A 17357-nucleotide genomic window follows, 5' to 3' on the forward strand; every position below is an offset into this window, starting at 1 on the left:
TTCAGCTGGATTACACAAATATTTCCCTGACACTCCCAGTACGGAATGAACTGTACACTGTTATATATGAGAATAACGATCGTAGGTACTGGCTATGTCGGTCTGTCCCTGGCCTGTCTGTTGTCACAGCACAATGAGGTGCGAGCTCTGGATGTTCTAAAGGACAAGGTCGATGCCATCAACCAGGGGCATTCGCCCATCAAGGATTCTGAAATCAGTGCTTTTCTTGCTTCGGGAAAATGCAACCTGCGAGCTACGCTGAATCCTGATTGGGCTTACGAGGAGCCGGATTTCATTGTTCTTGCCACTCCGACCGATTATGACGAGGAGCGTAATTACTTTGATACCTCATCAATCGAGCACGAGCTTCAAAGGTTGGATGGTCGTGACACCCAGGCCTGCATCGTCATTAAATCGACGGTTCCGGTAGGGTATACCGAGACCATATGTAAGCGTCATCCGCAATTGCGCATTGTGTTCTCTCCTGAGTTTCTTCGCGAGGGCCATGCGCTTGCCGACAACTTACATCCATCTAGGATTGTCGTGGGTATACCTGCCGACCACATGCAGGGCTGGAGGCATTATGGTGAGCAGTTCGCTCAGCTGCTCCAGCAGGGCGCTGAGGATGACGGAATTCCTTGCCTGCTGCTCCGTGCCACTGAGGCAGAGGCTATCAAGCTTTTCTCAAACACCTATTTAGCACTGAGGATTTCGTACTTCAACGAAATGGACACCTACGCCGAAGTCCGTGGCTTGGATACGACACAGATCATCAAGGGCGTGTGCCTGGATCCCAGGATTGGCGATTACTACAACAACCCTTCATTCGGCTATGGCGGGTATTGCCTGCCCAAGGACTCCAAGCAGTTGCTGGCCAACTACAAGGATGTGCCGCAGACCCTGATCAAAGCAGTGGTTGAATCCAACGATACGCGAAAGCGGTTCATAGCGGAGCAAATCGCCTCTCGCGAGCCTAAACTGGTTGGAATCTACCGGCTGGTCATGAAGAAAGGTTCGGATAACTTTCGTGCAAGTTCCATCCAGGGCATTATGGAGTATTTGGATAGCCTGGGTGTGGATTTCATAATTTACGAGCCCATGGCTGCGGATAGTTTTGCTGGGCATAGGGTGACCCACAATCTTGATGAATTCAAGGCCTCATGTGATCTGATTGTGTGCAACCGGATGACTGAGGATGTGAATGATGTGGCGGATAAGGTCTATACCCGCGATTTGTGGCATCGAGAGTAAAAGCGGTCAATGTCCTTTTCCTGACCCTTGGGAAGGGGCGGATGTCAATAGACCTGCCTTCCCTCCTTGTGCGCTATAACAGGACACATTCCAGGTTTGTAGAACACTGCTGTTTACGCTTTATGCAGTATGACTCGCAGCAATGATTTGATGCGGGAGCGCCTCTTGGAGCCAATCGGAAATATTTTGTCGGCATGCTGCCTAAGAGGGCTGTCTTCTGTAATAAGACGTTTATGATGCCCGGTCGAAAGAGATCCGGTCTTAGTCATGATCGCCAGTATCTGGTGGAAAAGCGGGGAGCTCCGGACATACAGCCAATACCAGGTCGAGAGATCACACCAAGGATCCAGCCAAGGCTTGTCGAAGCCAGCATAATGAACAATATACGGCTCCTCGCGGGCTTGTGCATATTCCTTGAATGCTTGTGCTGGCGCGTACCTAAAGACCGTCTCGACACGGTCGTTGCAATCGTGCAGGACATTCCACCGACCGTCAAGGAACCTGACTTTTCCCTGACATTCCATGTTGAGTATGTCCTGATCGTTATATATGTAGTGAGGGTTTGCTGCCAGTTGCATCCATTCATTGGTGGTGTGAATTATTCGGAGAGCCTTCAGGTTCATGACCAGCACCCCGGCCTGGAAGTATGAATATGGATGCTTCAGATGCAACACATTGCGGGCGTATTGCAGACGCTTGCCATCGGAATACCACCCTAGGTTGCCTAAAAAGTCCAGGTCTTTGACTGCTGCCACAGCGTAATGCCTAACGTCGGTATCGTAGAGCTCGGCTATGTCTCGGTTAACAACTAGATCGGAGTCTAAATACACCACTTTGTCATATTGAGGCAGTGCCTCCTGGATCAGGAATCGGTAATAGGTTTCATTGCTGATAAAACCGTTATTTGTTGTCAGAGTTCTACCGGCCATACGCTGCCGTACATTAAGGAAATGCAAAGAACACCAGGGGTATTTTGCGAATATCCCTGCAAGGATCTCTTTATTGTCCTTTGATATATCCTGCTCCAAGACAATGATGCGGTATCGACGATTCGCTGATGAATTGCGTAGTATGGACGTCAATGTCGTGGCTAGCATAGGCACATAGGCATTGTTGGCCGCCAACACTACGGGTACAGCCTTGTCCGTTGCGCTTCCTGGTTCTGCAGTTTCCTGGGCATCGGGATAGCGGAAGTGCACGCATCCCAGTTGTTTGATTTTCCACTTCCCGCTGGTGCGTTGATGATGGCAGAGGAAAATGTTAAGCAGCCTTTCGGACAGGTGTCCTGGGGTTCTCATGCGTTCAATGTCGGCCGTAGATGCATCCCATATGGCCGTGAATTTTTGCAGGAGCGGAAACAACCATTGGCAATATTGTTGGAAGATTTCTTTCTTCATTATGAACATGTTGCAGAAAGAACCCTTGTCGCCATGTAATACGGAATCTGCATCCTCCCTGTACTTAGGGTAATTCTTGCAAAGGATCTCATACATGAGGCGGAGGTCACTGACTCGTAGGTGATCGTTGCCTGCATAATGCTGGATCAACGAATGATACCCTCCCATGGCTTCAACATTGTTGATGGGAGAGGTAATGACATCCCAGCCGATCACCTGGCACTTGATGGATTCATCATCCAGGCCATACCGCCGTGCAGCGGCATCGTCGATGAAGTCATCCATGATTTCACCGTAGTCGTTGGCCTGGTGAGGTGCGCTGCTGAAATCGAAGTAGCGACGGTAGTGACAGAATCCGTAGTAATCGGCATCGACGTTTTTCCAAGCCCAATATTGCGCAGTGAGCTCGCAATACATAGCATTGAGCGAAGAAATCGAGTCCCCGCTGTCGTCGTGAAGCATATACGGGAGCTTTTCCGGTGCTTGTGCTGTTCCGACTTGCAGGAGACTGATCGCATCGCATTGCGGGACTGCAACGCGCGTACGGGTGGCTACATAGATTTTTATACGCTGCCCGTTCTGTCTGTCCTTATTATTCATGCCAAATAAGACTCCTTGCTTGGTGGTTGGTACTTATGTTACTTCCCAATTGTGGGCTTCCTGTTTATATGAGGTAATAACCGCTGCCTTGTAAGAGATTTCCTGGGATAATGAGCTTTTGCGCTTTTGGACGAGTTCAGTAGAATAGGAGTTTTGTGAAAGCTTTTTTTAAGCGACTACAGCAAAGGTATCGCTACTCGTTTGTCGTTTTCAAAGAGTTGGTGAAGACAGATTTTCAACTCCGGTACCAAGGGTCCTTCTTGGGTGTACTGTGGTCGGTTCTCAAGCCACTGATGCTGTTCTGCGTCATGTATGTGGTTTTTGTAAGATTCCTTCATTTTACTGACGGAACGCCCACATTCCCCATTGTTCTGCTTTGCGGCACCTGCCTATGGAGTTTCTTCTCGGAGGCCACCAGCATGGGACTGCAATCGATTGTTAACCGTGGAGACCTGCTGCGTAAGGTTCATTTTCCTACATACATCATCGTCGCGTCAGTCACGATGGGGTCCATGATCAGCCTAGCAATCAACCTGGGCGTGGTCATCGTTTTCGGGCTGTTCACTACGGCTCATTTCACATGGAGGGTTCTCTTGGTCCCCCTCAATGTGTTTCAGCTCTATATCCTTGCCTTGGGCATTGCCATGATCCTATCTACGATGTTCGTTTATTATCGCGATATCGCTCATATTTGGGAAGTGGTTCTTCAAGCTATGTTTTATGCTGTTCCCATTATTTATCCATTGTCCATGGTGCAAAAGAATTATCCTATAATTGCAAAATTTATGCTGTTGGACCCCGCAGCCCAGGTCATCATGGACGTGCGTCATAATCTCATTTCTCCTGAAAACGTGCCAACCGTTTGGACCCTGTACGGCAATAAGTTGTTCGCTTTCATTCCTTTGTTATTGACAGTTCTTATTTTCATGTTCGGCCTGTATGTCTTTCGGTCGCATAGCAGACAATTCGCGGAGGTTTTGTAATGCAAGATGTTGAGAGGAAGTCAACTACGCAGGTTGATCAGTTTGATGATCGGATAGTCGTACTCTCGATTGACCATGTGGCCAAGTCTTTCAGGTTGCCGACTGAGCAGGCCACTGGCCTAAAGCAGGCTTTCATCAACTGGACCAAGGGAATCAAAGGGTACAGGGAGCAGGTTGTCCTTAAAGACATCAGCTTCCAAGTGCATCAGGGTGATTTCTTCGGCATCGTAGGAAGAAATGGCTCGGGCAAGTCCACCCTGCTGAAAATCATCTCGGGAATCTATGTGCCGGAACACGGCAGTGTGGATATTCACGGCAAGTTGGTGCCGTTCATCGAGCTTGGCGTGGGTTTTAATCCTGAATTGACCGGCCGGGAAAACGTTTTTTTGAATGGTGCGCTTCTTGGCTTCTCTCATGATCAGGTAGCAGCCATGTACGACGAAATCGTCGATTTTGCCGAGCTGGGTGAATTCATGGATCAGAAGCTGAAAAACTACTCGAGCGGCATGCAGGTCAGACTGGCCTTTTCCGTGGCCATCAAGGCGCAAGGCGACATTTTGGTGCTCGATGAGGTTTTGGCAGTCGGTGATGAGGCCTTCCAGCGCAAATGCGATAATTTCTTCACTGAAATCAAGAAAGATCCGACTAAAACAGTCATTCTTGTCACGCATAGCATGGATTCAGTCAAGAAATACTGCAACAGAGCCATCCTGATCCGTGACGGCGAGATTGTGGTTGATGGAGACAAGAATGATGTTGCCAGCCAGTACACCTTGGAGAACCTCCAGGCTGGGCAGAAAAAAACGGAAAAGAAGGCGGAAAAGCAAGCCCATGAGCCGGGACTGAGCGATCAGGTACCTATCTTTAGGGTCTTGCCAGTATCGCCTCAGCTGCTTACCTGCGATGACACCTTCGAGTTCGATGTAGAGTATGACTATCGGGGAGGTAGCGACTTCTACATACCCATGTCGGTCATGGATACCGGTCGGGGAGGGGTACCTTTCGATTGCGGAGCTCATTTTCATGTCAATAGCCCGGGGCATCATCTGGTTCATTTTTCCATGCCGCTCAAGCTCTTTAATGATGGGAACTTCCGCATCATTGCCTCTATGCGGATCATCCCTGACGTTACTAACCTTTCCAACTACGAGCAGCTCGCTTTCACCAGCGATGAGAATGCCTGCGATTTTGTAGTGCGCAATCATGGCACTACCAATTTTGCAGGCCTGATCAACGACAGAAGCATGGAGATCGTCCGTACTGGCATGGAGGACATAGATTGACAGATAAGGATGAAGTTGCCAGCCTTCTTGTCACCGGAGGGGCAGGTTTTATTGGCTCCAACTTTGTTCGATATCTTGCCCGAGTGAATCCGCAAGCGAAGGTCGTTGTTCTGGATAAGATGACCTACGCCGCCAATCAGCATAGTTTGGATGGTTTGTCGCGCAAGCCTATAGTGATCAGGGGTGATATCTGCGATTCATCTTTGGTTGAGCAAATCGTCAAGCAGTATCATATTAAAGGAATCATCCATTTTGCAGCAGAATCACACAATGATAATTCCATTAGAGATGCTGCTCCCTTTATTCGTACCAACATTTATGGGACCTACGTTCTATTGGAGGCCGCAAGACGCCATGACCTGCGCTTTCATCATGTATCTACGGATGAGGTATTTGGCGATACATCCGTTGAGGATGTGACGAGATTTGATGAGAGCAGTCCCTATCGTCCATCAAGTCCGTATTCGGCGACAAAGGCGGCCTCTGATCATCTGGTCAGGGCCTGGTGGAGGACTTACGGCACCCGAGTGACTATAACGAACAGCTCGAATAACTATGGTCCATTCCAGCATGTGGAGAAGTTCATTCCCCGGCAAATAACCAATATACTGACGGGTTATAGGCCCAAGCTGTATGGCCAGGGCAAAGATGTTCGAGACTGGCTAAGCGTAGAGGATGATTGCAGAGCGATCTGGAATGTTTACTGTCGGGGTCGTTTGGGGCAGACGTATCTGGTTGGAGTAGATAATCGCCTCAGTAATCTCGCTGTGGTGCAGATGATTTTGGCAATGATGAACCGGCCTCTTGACGAAGTGGAGTTTGTAAGGGATAGGCCGGGGGCCGACAGAAGATACGCTATTGATGCTTCAAAGATACGGCGTGAGTTGGGGTGGAAGCCTCTTCAGGTGGATTTCGCCAAGAGTCTGGAGGCCACTATAGAATGGTATAAAAGGCATGAATCGTGGTGGATTGCTGCAAAGCAAACGACGGAATTGCGATATCAGCGAGAAAGCCGCTGAAACCCTAATCCGAGGACCTGAAACCGATGATGTCAACCAGCCAGGTTGTCTTGCACAATAGATAGCATATGATTTATCTGTCTATGTATAAGTGGCATAGCGGGTTGATGTGCTACACCCTCCTGTCACGGAAGGTCCGTGACCTGTAAGTCCAAAGGAGGTGGGTGATGTCTGCGCACAAGTATGAATTGATGTTCATTGCCGATCCGGCCATGGATGAGCGCTCGCTGAAGAAGCTGACCGACCAGTATCTCGAGGTGGTCACCAAGGAAGGCGGCTCTGTCGACAACATCGACGTCTGGGGCCGTCGCAAGTTGGCCTATGAGATCGACAAGCACAAGGAAGGCAACTACGTGGTGGTCGAATACACCTGCGAGCCTTCTGCCAGCGCTGAGCTCGATCGTGTGCTCAACCTGAACGAGTCCGTCATCCGCACCAAGATTCTTCGCAAGGATGACAAGTAAGCAAACAGCAAAAGGACATCGAAGCGTCGGCTGACCTTCAGTTCTCGCGTCGAAGGTCCAAGGGTGCGGGATTCGCCCCAGCAGGCCCATTCCCAAGTCCTCATTCCGAGGAAAGGTCGTGACATGGCGGGAGATACATACATCACCGTGGTGGGTAATCTCACTGCGGATCCGGAGGTGCGTACGACCTCCAACGGAGGCACGGTGGCCAACCTGACCATCGCGTCCACGCCCAGACAGTTCAACAGGAACTCGGGGCAGTGGGAGGACGGCGACTCGCTCTTCATGCGTTGCTCGGCCTGGGATTCTACCTACAGTCCCATGGCCTCCAACATTCAGGCCAGTCTGACCAAGGGCATGAGGGTGATCGCCCAGGGTCGTCTGGTGCAGCGCTCCTATCAGGATCGTGAGGGCAACAACCGTACGGTTGTGGAGCTGCGTCTGGACGAGATCGGACCTGCACTGACACGGAACACCGCTCAGGTCACCAGGAACGCCAACACCGGTGGCGGAGGATCTCGCGGCGGTTTCGCTGGATCCAACAACGGCGGCTACCAGGGTGGGGCATCCTACCAGGGCGGCGCCGGCGCGGCATCGGCCCCTATGGGTCGTCAGCAGCCAGCGCAGAGCCAGCAGGCCCCAGCCCAGGATCCTTGGTCATCGACCGGATCCGGCGATTCCTTCGGATCCTTTGGATCCACCGGCGAGTTCGGTGGTTCTGGAGACGATCCCGAATTCTGAAGTTTCATAGCGTCATCATTCATTTAAGGAGTACCAATGTCACGTAAAAGGCCGCAACCGCCGGTCAAGCCCTTCAAGAAGAAGCCGAATCCTCTGAGGGCTGCCAAGATCCATACCATCGATTACAAGGACGTGGCTCTGCTGCGCAAGTTCATCTCTGACCGCGGCAAGATCCGTTCCCGCCGCATCACCGGTGTCACCGTCCAGGAGCAGCGCGAGATCTCCAAGGCTATCAAGAACGCCCGCGAGATGGCCCTGCTGCCCTATGCCACCAACGGTCGCTGAGGGAGGTCCGGATTATGGCAAAGGAAACCAAGGTAATTCTGACCGATACCGTGACCGATCTGGGTCATAAGGGCGACGTTGTCGGGGTCAAGCCCGGCTATGCGCGCAACTTTCTGATTCCCCAGGGTCTGGCTTTCGCCTGGTCCAAGGGCGCCGCTGCGCAGATTGAATCCCTGCAGCGGGCACGTCGGGCCAAGTCCATGGCCACCCGTGAGGATGCCGTGGCGGCCAAGACCGCCATCGATGGTCAGACCGTCGAGATCGCAGCCAAGGTGTCCGATTCAGGCAAGCTCTTCGGCGGCATCTCCAATGATGCCATCGCCCAGGCTCTTCGCCCCCTGGCCGATGTGGATCCCCGCTCCATTTCCGTGGAGACCATCAAGACCACCGGAGAGTTCCCGGCCACCGTGGCCCTGCACCCCGAGATCTCGGCCGCTTTCACGGTTAAGGTCGTCGCAGAGTAGTAAATCTGACCTATCCCATAACGATCCTTTTTGAAATAGGGATCTGGGCTTAAGCAGGAGGCCTTCCCGCAGCAGGTATATGCGTGGGAAGGCCTCCTTATGCGTTACAGGGGATTACTCGCCTAGAAATTGCCGCCGTTCCAACCCCAGTCGGTAGTGGCCGTATAGCGGATGTAGGTGCGGTCCTTGGGAATGGACAGCTCCGATTCCAATGTGTCCATGATGGTCTTGGTCAGGCTTTCCCAGGCAGACTTGGGTACGTCACTGCCGAAGACGTTGACCTCAACATAGGCGGCAGGCTTGCTGTCATTACCCCCGAAGTAGATGGGCATGTCCGACTCGAAGGGGCACATGAGCCATCCCTCGGACTTGCCGGGGACGGCGGTGATGGCCTTGCCATAGGCGGTCTTGATCCGTTCGCGCTGTTCGGCGGTGATGGGTGTGCTTACATGGGTGTGGATGACGGGCATGGCGCTTCCTTTCCGATCCGTCCGGCATGACCAATCAGGATGACTCAGTCCGTATGCCGGATGGCTGACTATTCCCGTCCCATAGTAGCCTCGACCGGGCAGGCTGGCTTAGCGCCAGCCGAAGGGACGATGACTCAGGGACCAGTCCCCCAGACGGTGGGCCACAGAACGGGGATTGACCGGCTTGTCGGGTGCTGGCGCGTCCAGCAGCCACTTGCGGATCAGGAAGTTCCAGATGGCTACCACCACGGTGGCTGTGATCTTGGCGATGTTGGCGTAGAGCAGGTAACGGGCGTGCATGGTGGTAATGGCGTCCGGCGGCAGCATGGCAGTGCCCATCCACAGGATCACCTCGTTGATCCCCAGGCCGATCACCGAGGAGACCAGGAAGACTACCATCTCCATCCACCGGGCCATGTCCTCCCGGTGTTTGAAGACATAGCGCATGCTGGCCAGATAGTTGAAGACCAGGGAGATCAGAAAGGAGATGGCCCCTGCCAGGACGTTGTTCAGGTGCGGCCCCATGATCAGCAGGTTCATGATGCCGATGTCAACCAGGAAGGCGATGACGCCCACGATGCCGAACTTGAGCAGCTGTCCGATTAATCTACGCACGATAGCCCATTCAATCATTCATCCTGTGCTCACGGGGTAGCAGGAGCCGCTTGTGTGCAAAAGCCTTACGTTGCGCCCTCAGGCGGGTAGCTCGGTCAGTATGGGGTCCTCGGTGCTGTTGCGGATTTGACGGAAGCCCACAAAGGCGATGGCCAGCGAGGTCAGAGCCAGAGTAGTGACCACCCCGAATCCGCCCTGGGACCCGTAACGGTCGATGAACTGCCCGGCCACTGCCGAACCGGCTGAGGACCCGATCGAATTCATGGCACTCAGCCAGGCCATGCCTTCGGTGAAGCGGATGGGCGGCACCAGGTGGAGCATGAGCTGGTTGCCGTTGATCCAGGTGGGTGCCTGGCAGACGCCGATGATCAGATAGATGACCATGATGGTCCACAGATTCCTGGCAAACATGAAGGTTCCGATACCCAGGTTGACCACCAGCAGGCAGAAGTAGAAACGCTTCCAGAGTGGAATAGTCCAGTTCTTGGCCCCGTAAAGCAGGGCGCCGACCAGGGAGCTGAAGGAGAAGCAGGCGAAGACGAACCCGGTCATCTGCTTCATCCCTTGCTCTGTGGCGAAGGCGATGATGGAGATGGACGCTGCGCTCTGAAAAGCTCCCAGGCCGAACCAAGTGGCGCAGACGGCGATCATGCCAGCGCTCCAGAAGGCGCCGCTGCGGTTGTTTCCGCCCTCCTGGGTCCGCAGACTAGCCACCTGCTGAGCTTGCCGTTCTCTGTACTTTTTGCGGGTGATGCCTTGGGCGCGGGCCATGTCCGTCTGTGAGGGCGGCTCGGTTTCTCGGCAGGAGAGGAACATAAAGGCTCCCACCAGCACGCAGATCCCAGTGAAGGAGAAGGCCAACACGCCTGAAATGACCGCCAGGATGGAAGCCAGCGGGTTGCCGATCACCCACATGGCCTCGTCGAAGACCCCAGACAGGGACAGGGCCTGGCTGGTGGCTCGATGGTCGCCACGAAGTAGATGCGTCCACCGGCTGCGGCTCATGGCTCCCCATGGCGGAATGGCCGCCATGAAGGGGGTGGCCAGGTAGAGCACCCAGGTGGGAGCATGGGCGGTGATGGCCGTGATCAGGACCGTGGCGGCCACGATCCAGACCAGAACCGTGGGGATGGAAACCTGTCGCTGGCCAAACTTGTCGACCATCTTGCCCAGCATTGGGCTGACTAGGGCCAGGGCCACGGCCTGGATGGCGGTCAGGGCGCCGGCCAGGGCATAACTGCCGTAGTAGTGCTGCACCGAGATGGTGATGGTCATGCCCACCATGGGGAAGGGCATGGAGGCAATGACCGACCCCACTGCGAACTGTGCCGTGTGAGGCAGTTGCAGGAGCGCCGAGTATCCTCCGAAGACCCTGCGGCCGGCTTCGACCAGAGCTGCCTTCAATTGCCGTGGCATGGGCTGTTCGTCTCGCTTTCCTAGGGTGTTTGCACGGTCCCGAAGCATGTTTTCCTCAGGACCTTCCCCACGTATGAAGGGATGTGAGGCTGCTGGGGGCACTGCTACAGTGGTAACCATATCGGCACCTGACGGGTGCCATTGGGATACTGATAATTCTACCCTCCGTCATGGCCACTGATGAGGCTCGCCGGGGAGTTTGGGAGGTGGGTCGTGCCTGCGACGACCATTCATTTCGTCCGTCATGGCCAGGTTGATAATCCCGATCATATTCTCTATGAGCGATTGCCGGGATTCCACTTGTCTGACAGAGGCAGGGCCATGGTCGAGGCGACGGCCCGCTTTATGGCCGACGCTCCCGGCATGCGCGATCTGGAAGCCGTCTACTCCTCTCCGCTGGACAGGACCAGGGAGACTACGGCCATCCTGCTTGAGCAGATCAACCCCGCCCGTGTCCAGCACGGCTTGAAACCGTTGGAGCCTAGGTACGATCGTCGTCTGATTGAGGCCGGCAACGAATTCCGGGGCAAGCGCATCGGCTACGGGCAGGGGGCCCTCTGGCGGCCCTCCAACCTGAGGCTGATTCTGGATCTACGCCGTCCCAGCTGGGGGGAGTCCTATCGGCAGATCGCCCGGCGAGTGGGGGATTTTGTCCGGCAGGTGGTCCGCAGCCATCCTGATGCACAGGTTCTGGCTGTTTCACATGAGTCGCCCATCTGGTCGTATCGCCACCTCTTGGAGACCGGCCATCCCGAGCACAATATGCTCCTCCGGGCCGCTGCCCTGGCCTCGGTGACCTCTATCACCCTTGACTGCGCTACTGGCAAAGTGCTGGGAATCGCCTATGCAAACCCGGCGGCAGGCGTGTGAAGACCGCTTGAGCGGCCTAGGATGACAGGGGATACTGTCGTGGAAGATTGTCCGAGAACCCGATGAAGGAGCGTGATGATCATGGTGGATGTGCAATCGAGCGCGGAGTCGATAAGCGGACGGCCCGCCGTGGCTGAGGCAGCTGAACAGGGGGCCAGGCTGGTGGACCTTTGGCCCTTGACAAAGGCCGAGCATCTGGCCAACGACGCCAAGTATGCGGAGGACCTGCAGGTGCGCATCAGCATGGTGCTGGCACAGCTGATGACGGGCGAGGATGTGACTATCCCTGACGCTGAATACGTCTATGAGGGCGCTGAGGACATCCCCGGACGTCCTCAGGAGCTGGTGGATGCCCTCATGGCGGCCAATGACGCCATCGAGGCGGCTGCACAGGCGCAGGGCGACCAGTCCAAGGCGCTTGCGGATTTGGCTGACACTTTGGGCAGCGGCTGGGACCAGGCCCGGCAGCAGGATGTGGCTGCCGGAGTGGCCAAGGCCGAGCAGTCCCTGCAGGATCAGAACAAATTTTCCGAATCTTCTCAGGACAAGGAGGGAGTGGCCCAGGCCCTTGCTACGAGTCTGGAGATCTGCCGTGATCTGCTTCAGCGTGCAGGCGCTGACCCTGGCCATGCTGCGACCGCCGCGCCAATCCTGGTCTATGTCAATGAGTTCAACGAGCGACTGGGCATTCCCCGGGCTTTCCTGTCTGACGAGGATGTCGTCCACGCCCTGGGATTGCTGAATGATCCCGAGGCTTTCGCCGATCTGCTGGCCCCTCTAGTGGGCGCTGAGTGGGACCGCCATCGCCAGGAGGTGCTCTGGGATCCCGAGGAGGCCAAGCGCAGGGCCAAGGAGGATGATGAGCGCAAGAGTCGAGAGGCTCTGCAGGCCAAGTTCGCCCATGTGCCCGAGGACCTCAACAAGCCTCCTGTGGAGCTTTAAGAATTTCTTCCCTTCGCCTTGGCATCGGTCAAGGCGAAGGGAAGGGTGGATTCAGCGGTCGAAACGGGCTCCTCGTGGATCGCTGGGCCGGGCCAGCAGAATGATCCCGGCGACGGCTCCGGCGATCATGATCAATGCGCCTAAGCCAAGCAGGGAGAGCGAGGATCCCGGGTGCCCGTCTACAATAGCTATGATGGCGAAGACCAGAGGGATGCCGCCCACCAGCTCGCTTACGAAGGGCAGGAGTATCCAGAAACCGGACAGGTTGGTGTCGTGAAGTCGCCGTATGCCCACTGCCAGATTCGGTATGAAAAATCCAAGGGTAACCAGGAGGGACAGGATCCGTCCCACAAAGAAGAATTCTGAGGTGATGAGCGAGAGCGCTAAGTTGATGAGGAAGACCATGAGAACAGACCACCAATATTCCCCACGGGAGGCCCTTCCGGAGAAGACCACATATTTGGCGAAGAAACGCTTGCAGGCACTTACGAAGTCAATGCCGTACCAGGGTGCGTTCAGTGGCGGCTCGCCATTGAATCCGGCATCCGCATAGGGGTAAGCCGGATACTGTGGAATCTGAGGCCCGGGCTGTTGGCCTGCTTGATACCCCGATTGGTAGCCTGCCTGCGACCAACCCTCGGGTGTCTGATAAGGGTTGCCCGATGCATAGCCGGACGGCGGGGTTGTGCCATTGGGCCGACCATTGGCCTGGTCGGGATTCGGAACTTGGCCATAGGACGCCTGCTGTTGTCCATAGTACTGCTGGCCATAGGGCTGTTGTTGGTTGGAGCCCGGCTGCTGACGATATGGCCGCTCTTGGTAGGCCTGTTCCTGGCGGTGGTCGTCGGCAGGTCTTTGGACTTCGCTGATCGGATGGTAGATGTCGCTCTGATCCGAAGCTGGCTGTGCATAGCCGGATTGTCCTGGTTGAGGCTGATTCAGGTAAGCCGTGGGTCCTGAGGCGGTTCCGTCTGCCTGATCGTTCTGGGGCCAGCCGTTGGCCGAACCCTGGTCATTGGGACTCCGGCCCCCGTTGTTCGTATCATCTGGATAGCTCATCGATATTGTCCCTCTCATCTTCTGTTGATTATTCCGGATCTGATTCTTCTGTATGTTCCTATTATGGCAGGCCATTTCTTCTGCTTGCCAGTCATGGGTAGTGCAGGGGATGGGGGACTCGTCATATTCCCTCGGGCTGGTTTGTCGGATTCGGTATGTTTGCTGTTGCAGGGCGGTTCACTCGTCGTCCGGATTGACCATATGATCGTCGCTGGCATCGCCCAGAAGCAGCCGTTCGGTCAGGGTGATCAGCCCCAGCAGGAGGGCGGTCAGCAGGATGATGACCAGGGTGGCCGAGAAGATCAGTGGAGTTCTAAAGGAGTTGAAGGCCGATTGCAGCCATATGCCCAGGCCGTTTCTGGCGCCCAGATACTCCGAGGTGGCCGCGGTGGCGAAAACATAGGCGGCGCTGATGCGCAGACCGCCGAAGATCTGTCCTGCGGCCACTCTCAATTTGACATGCAAGAGGGTCCATATTCGAGTTGCCCCGCAGTTCAGCGCCACGTCCTGGTAGAAGCGGGGTACGGACTTGAGGCCCCGGTAGGTCTGGACCACGATGGGAAAGAGGGCGAAGACGGCCACGATGACTACCTTGCCCAGGGGCTCGAATCCGAACCAGATAACGAACAGGGGGGCGACGGTGATCAGCGGGATCATCTGGGCGCCGGCGATCAGAGGGTAGAGGGCGTCGTGCAGAGTTCGCCAGCGGTAGAGTGCCAGGCCGATCACTATTCCCAGGACCGAGGCCAGGAGAAAGCCCAGCAGGCCTTCAAGGAGGGTGATAGCGGTGGCGGGCAGCAGGTCCTCCCGGGATTGCACTGTGGCAGCCAGGACCCGGCTGGGCGCTGGCAGAACCTGCTCACTGACTCCGCCCAGCCGGGCAGCCAGCTCCCAGATGATCAGGAGCGCCAGCAGGGTGAGGGTCGGAGGCAACGCCCGGACTCTGCCCTGCTTCCGCACCCTCATCGACCAGCTGCTTCCCGGACGTAGCGATCGGTCCACAGGTCCGTGGCCCGAGGGGCCTTGTTGGGGTCGCCCTTCTTGGCATCCCGGTAGGTGCCCGCCTTGAATTGGAAGTCCAGATAGTCCTGGGCATCCTTGACGTTGATCAGCCCGCTGATGCTCTTTTGCTCCGGGCTGTCGACCCAGTACCCTTCCTTGACGATGCTCTCCATGGAGCGCTTGGCCAGGGTCGGGTCGATGGCCGATCCCTTGGTCTCCCTGACCAGGATGTCCGCCGCCTGGTCGGGATGGCTCAGGGCGTAGTCGTAGCCCTTCAGGCAGGCCTTGACGAATGCCGTCAAGGCGCGACGGTGGCCGGCCTGCCGCAGCCAGGAATTTTTGACCACGAAGCCCAGTTGGTCGGGGTTGCCGGGCACTCCCCAGTCGGCCTGGGTGAAGCAGTGCAGGGCTGGGCCCTTGAGCTCGCTCTGCACGCCTTCCCAATTGGCGTAGAAGCCGGCGAAGTCGCCCTTGCCGCTGGTCAGTGCGGCGAAGGTGTTGGTGCCGCTGGTCACCCGCTTAAAGTCGCCCTTGCCTCCTGCGTAGCGGATCATCTGCTTGACTACGGCCGTCTGTTCAGCCGAGCCGAAGCTGACGAAAGTTTTGCCGTCGAAGTCCTTTGGAGTCTGGATGTCGGTGCGCGAGGCCAGCGAGCACCAGCGCGCCACGGAATGCTGGCCTATGTTGAAGACCTGCCGCAGGTCGGCTCCCTGGGAGTTGAAGGTGGCCAGGTTGCTCAGCTTGGAGAAGCCTACGTCGGCGACCCCGTTCTGAACGGAGGTCTCGGCTCCTGCCTGGGCCGTCGGCAGGATGGTCAGCTTCAGGCCGGCCTTGTCGAAGTAGCCTAGGTGCCGGGCCACGTAGATGCCTACATGATTGGTGTTGGGCGTCCAGTCCAGCATGAAGGAGAGCCTGGAGCCGTCATCGGTCTTGTTCTCTGCCCCCTTGACACCGCATGCTGCGCTCGTAGCTGCCATGCAGAGCGCAGCTACCAGGGCGAGCGCCCGCATGATCAGTTTGTGGCCGGGAATTCTCCTGGAGCCTCTGTTCCCCGACATGCTCATCACTGTCACCTTGCCTCTCCGGCACTCCTGGTGCCCATCCGCATCGGGGCCGCTACGGGAAGGTGAGGAGCCCGCGCGACGATCCGGTACGGTCTTGACCGATGGAATTCTGCGATGTGTGTCACGGCTGCTGCCACCAGCCGCGCGAACAAGACCACTCTAGTCCAACCCAGCCGGTCCTGCCTTGCCGTGATGAAAGGTTGCATCATTTGCCCGTATACTGGAGGCTCACGAGAGGTCCGCGCGGGCCGGCTGCTGTCGGTCTCGTCAGGAGCAAGACAACCGATTTCGGTAGGGTTCGACGGAGAGGGTTCCCATGTCGGTGACCATCAGTGATGTGGCCAAGCAAGCGGGCATGTCCGTATCCACGGTCTCCCAGGCGCTCAATAACAAGGGGCGCATCTCCTCGCCTACCAAGGACAGGGTTCGCAGGGCGGCCATGGAGCTGGGCTACATCCCTGACAGCCGAGCCCGTTCCATGCGATCCTCGCGCTCGCATGCCGTAGGTCTGCTGGTCCCCGACATTCGCAACCCTTATTTCTCTGAGCTGGTCTACGCCGTCCAGGACCAGCTCTACTCGGCAGGCTACGCGCCCCTGATCGGCGTGTCCTCTTGCCAAGCCAGCAGGCAGGAGGACTATTACCGCATCCTTCTGTCTCGGCATATGGACGGTGTTCTGGTCGTGCCTGACGGACCCACCTCGCCCATGCTTCGCACCATGTTGGCAAGGGAATTTCCTGTGGTCTTCGTAGACCGTCCCGACCGGACCCTGCCCGGTGTTCCTCTGGTGGATTCTGACCCGGTGCCTGGCCTGGAGGCATCCTTGGATGCTCTAGTAGCAAGGGGCTGCAGACGAGTGGCTTTCGTCCCGGGCCCAGAGAGTCGCTCCTATACCTTCCGCGAGCGCGAGCAGGCTTTTCTGGCCGGTGTGGATGCCTGTCAGGGGCTGACGGGATTGGTGGTCCGCCAAGGTTTCGAGGATCGCCCCCGGGCGGCTGCGACCATGCGCCACCTGCTCGGTCAGGGGGTGGACGCCGTTATCTTCGGCTACTCTGCCGATGCCATCAAGGCCGTTGCTATGGAGTGGGACGGCGACCAGCGCTCGCGAGTGCCCTTGGTCTCTTTCGACGACCTGGAGGTCTTCCAACTGATCAGTCCTCAGGTGTCGGTCATCTCCCAGCAGGTGGACCGCATGGGTCGCCAGGGGGTTGACATGCTCCTGTCCATGATCGAGTCGGGGCGGCAGGCCCCGGAGGGCATGAGCATGGATCGCCGCCTGCGCACCCAAACCCTCTTTGTGCCGCGGGGTCTGTTGGCTTAGGTCTGTTCCTGCTTGATGCAGGGGTCGGGGCTGGACAAAATGCATGCGTGTCGGGCGGCTGCGTCGTCCCTGTAGATGATCCCCCGATGGCTCTTCGGCCATTTGCAGCCC

At 56.4% G+C, this 17357-nt stretch carries 18 protein-coding genes; 11 read left to right on the plus strand and 7 right to left on the minus strand.

Going from position 1 to position 17357, the window contains the following annotated elements:
• Positions 1–66: 66 nt before the first annotated feature.
• Complete coding sequence (locus J3U06_RS06595; RefSeq protein ID WP_267444691.1) at positions 67–1251, plus strand: nucleotide sugar dehydrogenase; 1185 nt, start codon at positions 67–69, stop codon at positions 1249–1251.
• A gap of 113 nt (positions 1252–1364) precedes the next feature.
• On the opposite strand, the gene J3U06_RS06600 is transcribed toward J3U06_RS06595, so the two are convergent.
• The gene (locus J3U06_RS06600) at positions 1365–3248 is read right to left on the minus strand and encodes a DUF4422 domain-containing protein (RefSeq protein WP_267444692.1); all 1884 of its coding nucleotides are present in this window, start codon (positions 3246–3248) and stop codon (positions 1365–1367) included.
• Between the two features lie 155 nt (positions 3249–3403).
• Here J3U06_RS06600 and J3U06_RS06605 point away from each other — a divergent pair, with 155 nt between their 5' ends.
• The 7 genes from J3U06_RS06605 to rplI all read left to right on the plus strand — a co-directional run bounded on the left by J3U06_RS06605 (position 3404) and on the right by rplI (position 8487).
• A complete protein-coding gene (locus J3U06_RS06605) occupies positions 3404–4231 on the plus strand; it encodes an ABC transporter permease (protein WP_267444693.1) in 828 nt (275 codons plus the stop codon).
• The gene (locus tag J3U06_RS06610; protein ID WP_267444694.1) at positions 4231–5514 is read left to right on the plus strand and encodes an ABC transporter ATP-binding protein; all 1284 of its coding nucleotides are present in this window, start codon (positions 4231–4233) and stop codon (positions 5512–5514) included. The genes J3U06_RS06605 and J3U06_RS06610 overlap by 1 nt, the downstream gene beginning before the upstream one ends.
• Positions 5511–6533: a dTDP-glucose 4,6-dehydratase gene (gene rfbB, locus J3U06_RS06615; protein ID WP_267444695.1), complete on the plus strand. Its 1023-nt coding sequence runs from the start codon at positions 5511–5513 to the stop codon at positions 6531–6533. Before J3U06_RS06610 ends, rfbB begins: the two co-directional genes overlap by 4 nt.
• 167 nt (positions 6534–6700) lie before the next feature.
• Positions 6701–6997 carry a 30S ribosomal protein S6 gene (gene rpsF, locus J3U06_RS06620; RefSeq protein ID WP_015021308.1) on the plus strand — a complete coding sequence of 99 codons (297 nt, stop codon included), beginning with the start codon at positions 6701–6703 and terminating at the stop codon, positions 6995–6997.
• A gap of 123 nt (positions 6998–7120) precedes the next feature.
• Complete coding sequence (locus J3U06_RS06625) at positions 7121–7738, plus strand: single-stranded DNA-binding protein (RefSeq protein ID WP_045923912.1); 618 nt, start codon at positions 7121–7123, stop codon at positions 7736–7738.
• 36 nt (positions 7739–7774) lie between these two features.
• Complete coding sequence (gene rpsR / locus J3U06_RS06630) at positions 7775–8023, plus strand: 30S ribosomal protein S18 (RefSeq protein ID WP_015021310.1); 249 nt, start codon at positions 7775–7777, stop codon at positions 8021–8023.
• A gap of 14 nt (positions 8024–8037) precedes the next feature.
• On the plus strand, positions 8038–8487 hold the full coding sequence (gene rplI / locus J3U06_RS06635) for a 50S ribosomal protein L9 (protein ID WP_024627583.1): 450 nt from the start codon (positions 8038–8040) through the stop codon (positions 8485–8487).
• A 122-nt stretch (positions 8488–8609) separates the two neighbouring features.
• Here rplI and J3U06_RS06640 read toward each other — a convergent pair whose 3' ends face one another.
• From J3U06_RS06640 to J3U06_RS06650, 3 genes are all read right to left on the minus strand, one after another.
• Complete coding sequence (locus J3U06_RS06640) at positions 8610–8957, minus strand: phenylpyruvate tautomerase MIF-related protein (protein WP_121914342.1); 348 nt, start codon at positions 8955–8957, stop codon at positions 8610–8612.
• 108 nt (positions 8958–9065) lie between these two features.
• Positions 9066–9572: a GtrA family protein gene (locus tag J3U06_RS06645; RefSeq protein ID WP_267444743.1), complete on the minus strand. Its 507-nt coding sequence runs from the start codon at positions 9570–9572 to the stop codon at positions 9066–9068.
• Positions 9573–9650: 78 nt separating this feature from the next.
• A complete protein-coding gene (locus J3U06_RS06650) occupies positions 9651–10988 on the minus strand; it encodes an MFS transporter (protein WP_267444696.1) in 1338 nt (445 codons plus the stop codon).
• A 213-nt stretch (positions 10989–11201) separates the two neighbouring features.
• Between J3U06_RS06650 and J3U06_RS06655 the strand changes: the two genes are divergently transcribed.
• Entirely contained in the window at positions 11202–11858 is a 657-nt protein-coding gene (locus J3U06_RS06655; RefSeq protein WP_267444697.1) for a histidine phosphatase family protein, read from the plus strand.
• Positions 11859–11939: 81 nt separating this feature from the next.
• Positions 11940–12800 (plus strand): hypothetical protein, encoded by an 861-nt coding sequence (locus tag J3U06_RS06660; protein WP_267444698.1) that lies wholly within the window; start codon positions 11940–11942, stop codon positions 12798–12800.
• Between the two features lie 51 nt (positions 12801–12851).
• On the opposite strand, the gene J3U06_RS06665 is transcribed toward J3U06_RS06660, so the two are convergent.
• From J3U06_RS06665 to J3U06_RS06675, 3 genes are all read right to left on the minus strand, one after another.
• Positions 12852–13859, minus strand: coding sequence for a DUF805 domain-containing protein (locus tag J3U06_RS06665; RefSeq protein WP_267444699.1), 1008 nt, complete (start codon positions 13857–13859; stop codon positions 12852–12854).
• Between the two features lie 177 nt (positions 13860–14036).
• A complete protein-coding gene (locus J3U06_RS06670) occupies positions 14037–14825 on the minus strand; it encodes an ABC transporter permease (RefSeq protein ID WP_267444700.1) in 789 nt (262 codons plus the stop codon).
• Positions 14822–15919 carry an ABC transporter substrate-binding protein gene (locus tag J3U06_RS06675; protein WP_267444701.1) on the minus strand — a complete coding sequence of 366 codons (1098 nt, stop codon included), beginning with the start codon at positions 15917–15919 and terminating at the stop codon, positions 14822–14824. Before J3U06_RS06675 ends, J3U06_RS06670 begins: the two co-directional genes overlap by 4 nt.
• Before the next feature lie 322 nt (positions 15920–16241).
• Here J3U06_RS06675 and J3U06_RS06680 point away from each other — a divergent pair, with 322 nt between their 5' ends.
• Positions 16242–17246, plus strand: a complete 1005-nt coding sequence (locus J3U06_RS06680) for a LacI family DNA-binding transcriptional regulator (protein ID WP_267444702.1) — start codon at positions 16242–16244, stop codon at positions 17244–17246.
• Positions 17247–17357 lie beyond the last annotated feature (111 nt).

Origin of the sequence: Bifidobacterium sp. B4142, from assembly GCF_026537325.1 — a bacterium.
GTDB lineage: Bacteria > Actinomycetota > Actinomycetes > Actinomycetales > Bifidobacteriaceae > Bombiscardovia.

Excerpts from the sequence above, each read along its gene's own strand:
- J3U06_RS06670 (WP_267444700.1), bottom strand. The coding sequence starts at position 14,825 with ATGAGGGTGCGGAAGCAGGGCAGAGTCCGGGCGTTGCCTCCGACCCTC.
- J3U06_RS06680 (WP_267444702.1), top strand. The coding sequence starts at position 16,242 with ATGTCGGTGACCATCAGTGATGTGGCCAAGCAAGCGGGCATGTCCGTA.
- J3U06_RS06675 (WP_267444701.1), bottom strand. The coding sequence starts at position 15,919 with ATGTCGGGGAACAGAGGCTCCAGGAGAATTCCCGGCCACAAACTGATC.
- J3U06_RS06640 (WP_121914342.1), bottom strand. The coding sequence starts at position 8,957 with ATGCCCGTCATCCACACCCATGTAAGCACACCCATCACCGCCGAACAG.
- J3U06_RS06600 (WP_267444692.1), bottom strand. The coding sequence starts at position 3,248 with ATGAATAATAAGGACAGACAGAACGGGCAGCGTATAAAAATCTATGTA.
- J3U06_RS06650 (WP_267444696.1), bottom strand. The coding sequence starts at position 10,988 with ATGCCACGGCAATTGAAGGCAGCTCTGGTCGAAGCCGGCCGCAGGGTC.
- rpsR (WP_015021310.1), top strand. The coding sequence starts at position 7,775 with ATGTCACGTAAAAGGCCGCAACCGCCGGTCAAGCCCTTCAAGAAGAAG.
- rplI (WP_024627583.1), top strand. The coding sequence starts at position 8,038 with ATGGCAAAGGAAACCAAGGTAATTCTGACCGATACCGTGACCGATCTG.
- J3U06_RS06660 (WP_267444698.1), top strand. The coding sequence starts at position 11,940 with ATGGTGGATGTGCAATCGAGCGCGGAGTCGATAAGCGGACGGCCCGCC.
- J3U06_RS06625 (WP_045923912.1), top strand. The coding sequence starts at position 7,121 with ATGGCGGGAGATACATACATCACCGTGGTGGGTAATCTCACTGCGGAT.
- J3U06_RS06665 (WP_267444699.1), bottom strand. The coding sequence starts at position 13,859 with ATGAGCTATCCAGATGATACGAACAACGGGGGCCGGAGTCCCAATGAC.
- J3U06_RS06595 (WP_267444691.1), top strand. The coding sequence starts at position 67 with ATGAGAATAACGATCGTAGGTACTGGCTATGTCGGTCTGTCCCTGGCC.
- rpsF (WP_015021308.1), top strand. The coding sequence starts at position 6,701 with ATGTCTGCGCACAAGTATGAATTGATGTTCATTGCCGATCCGGCCATG.
- J3U06_RS06610 (WP_267444694.1), top strand. The coding sequence starts at position 4,231 with ATGCAAGATGTTGAGAGGAAGTCAACTACGCAGGTTGATCAGTTTGAT.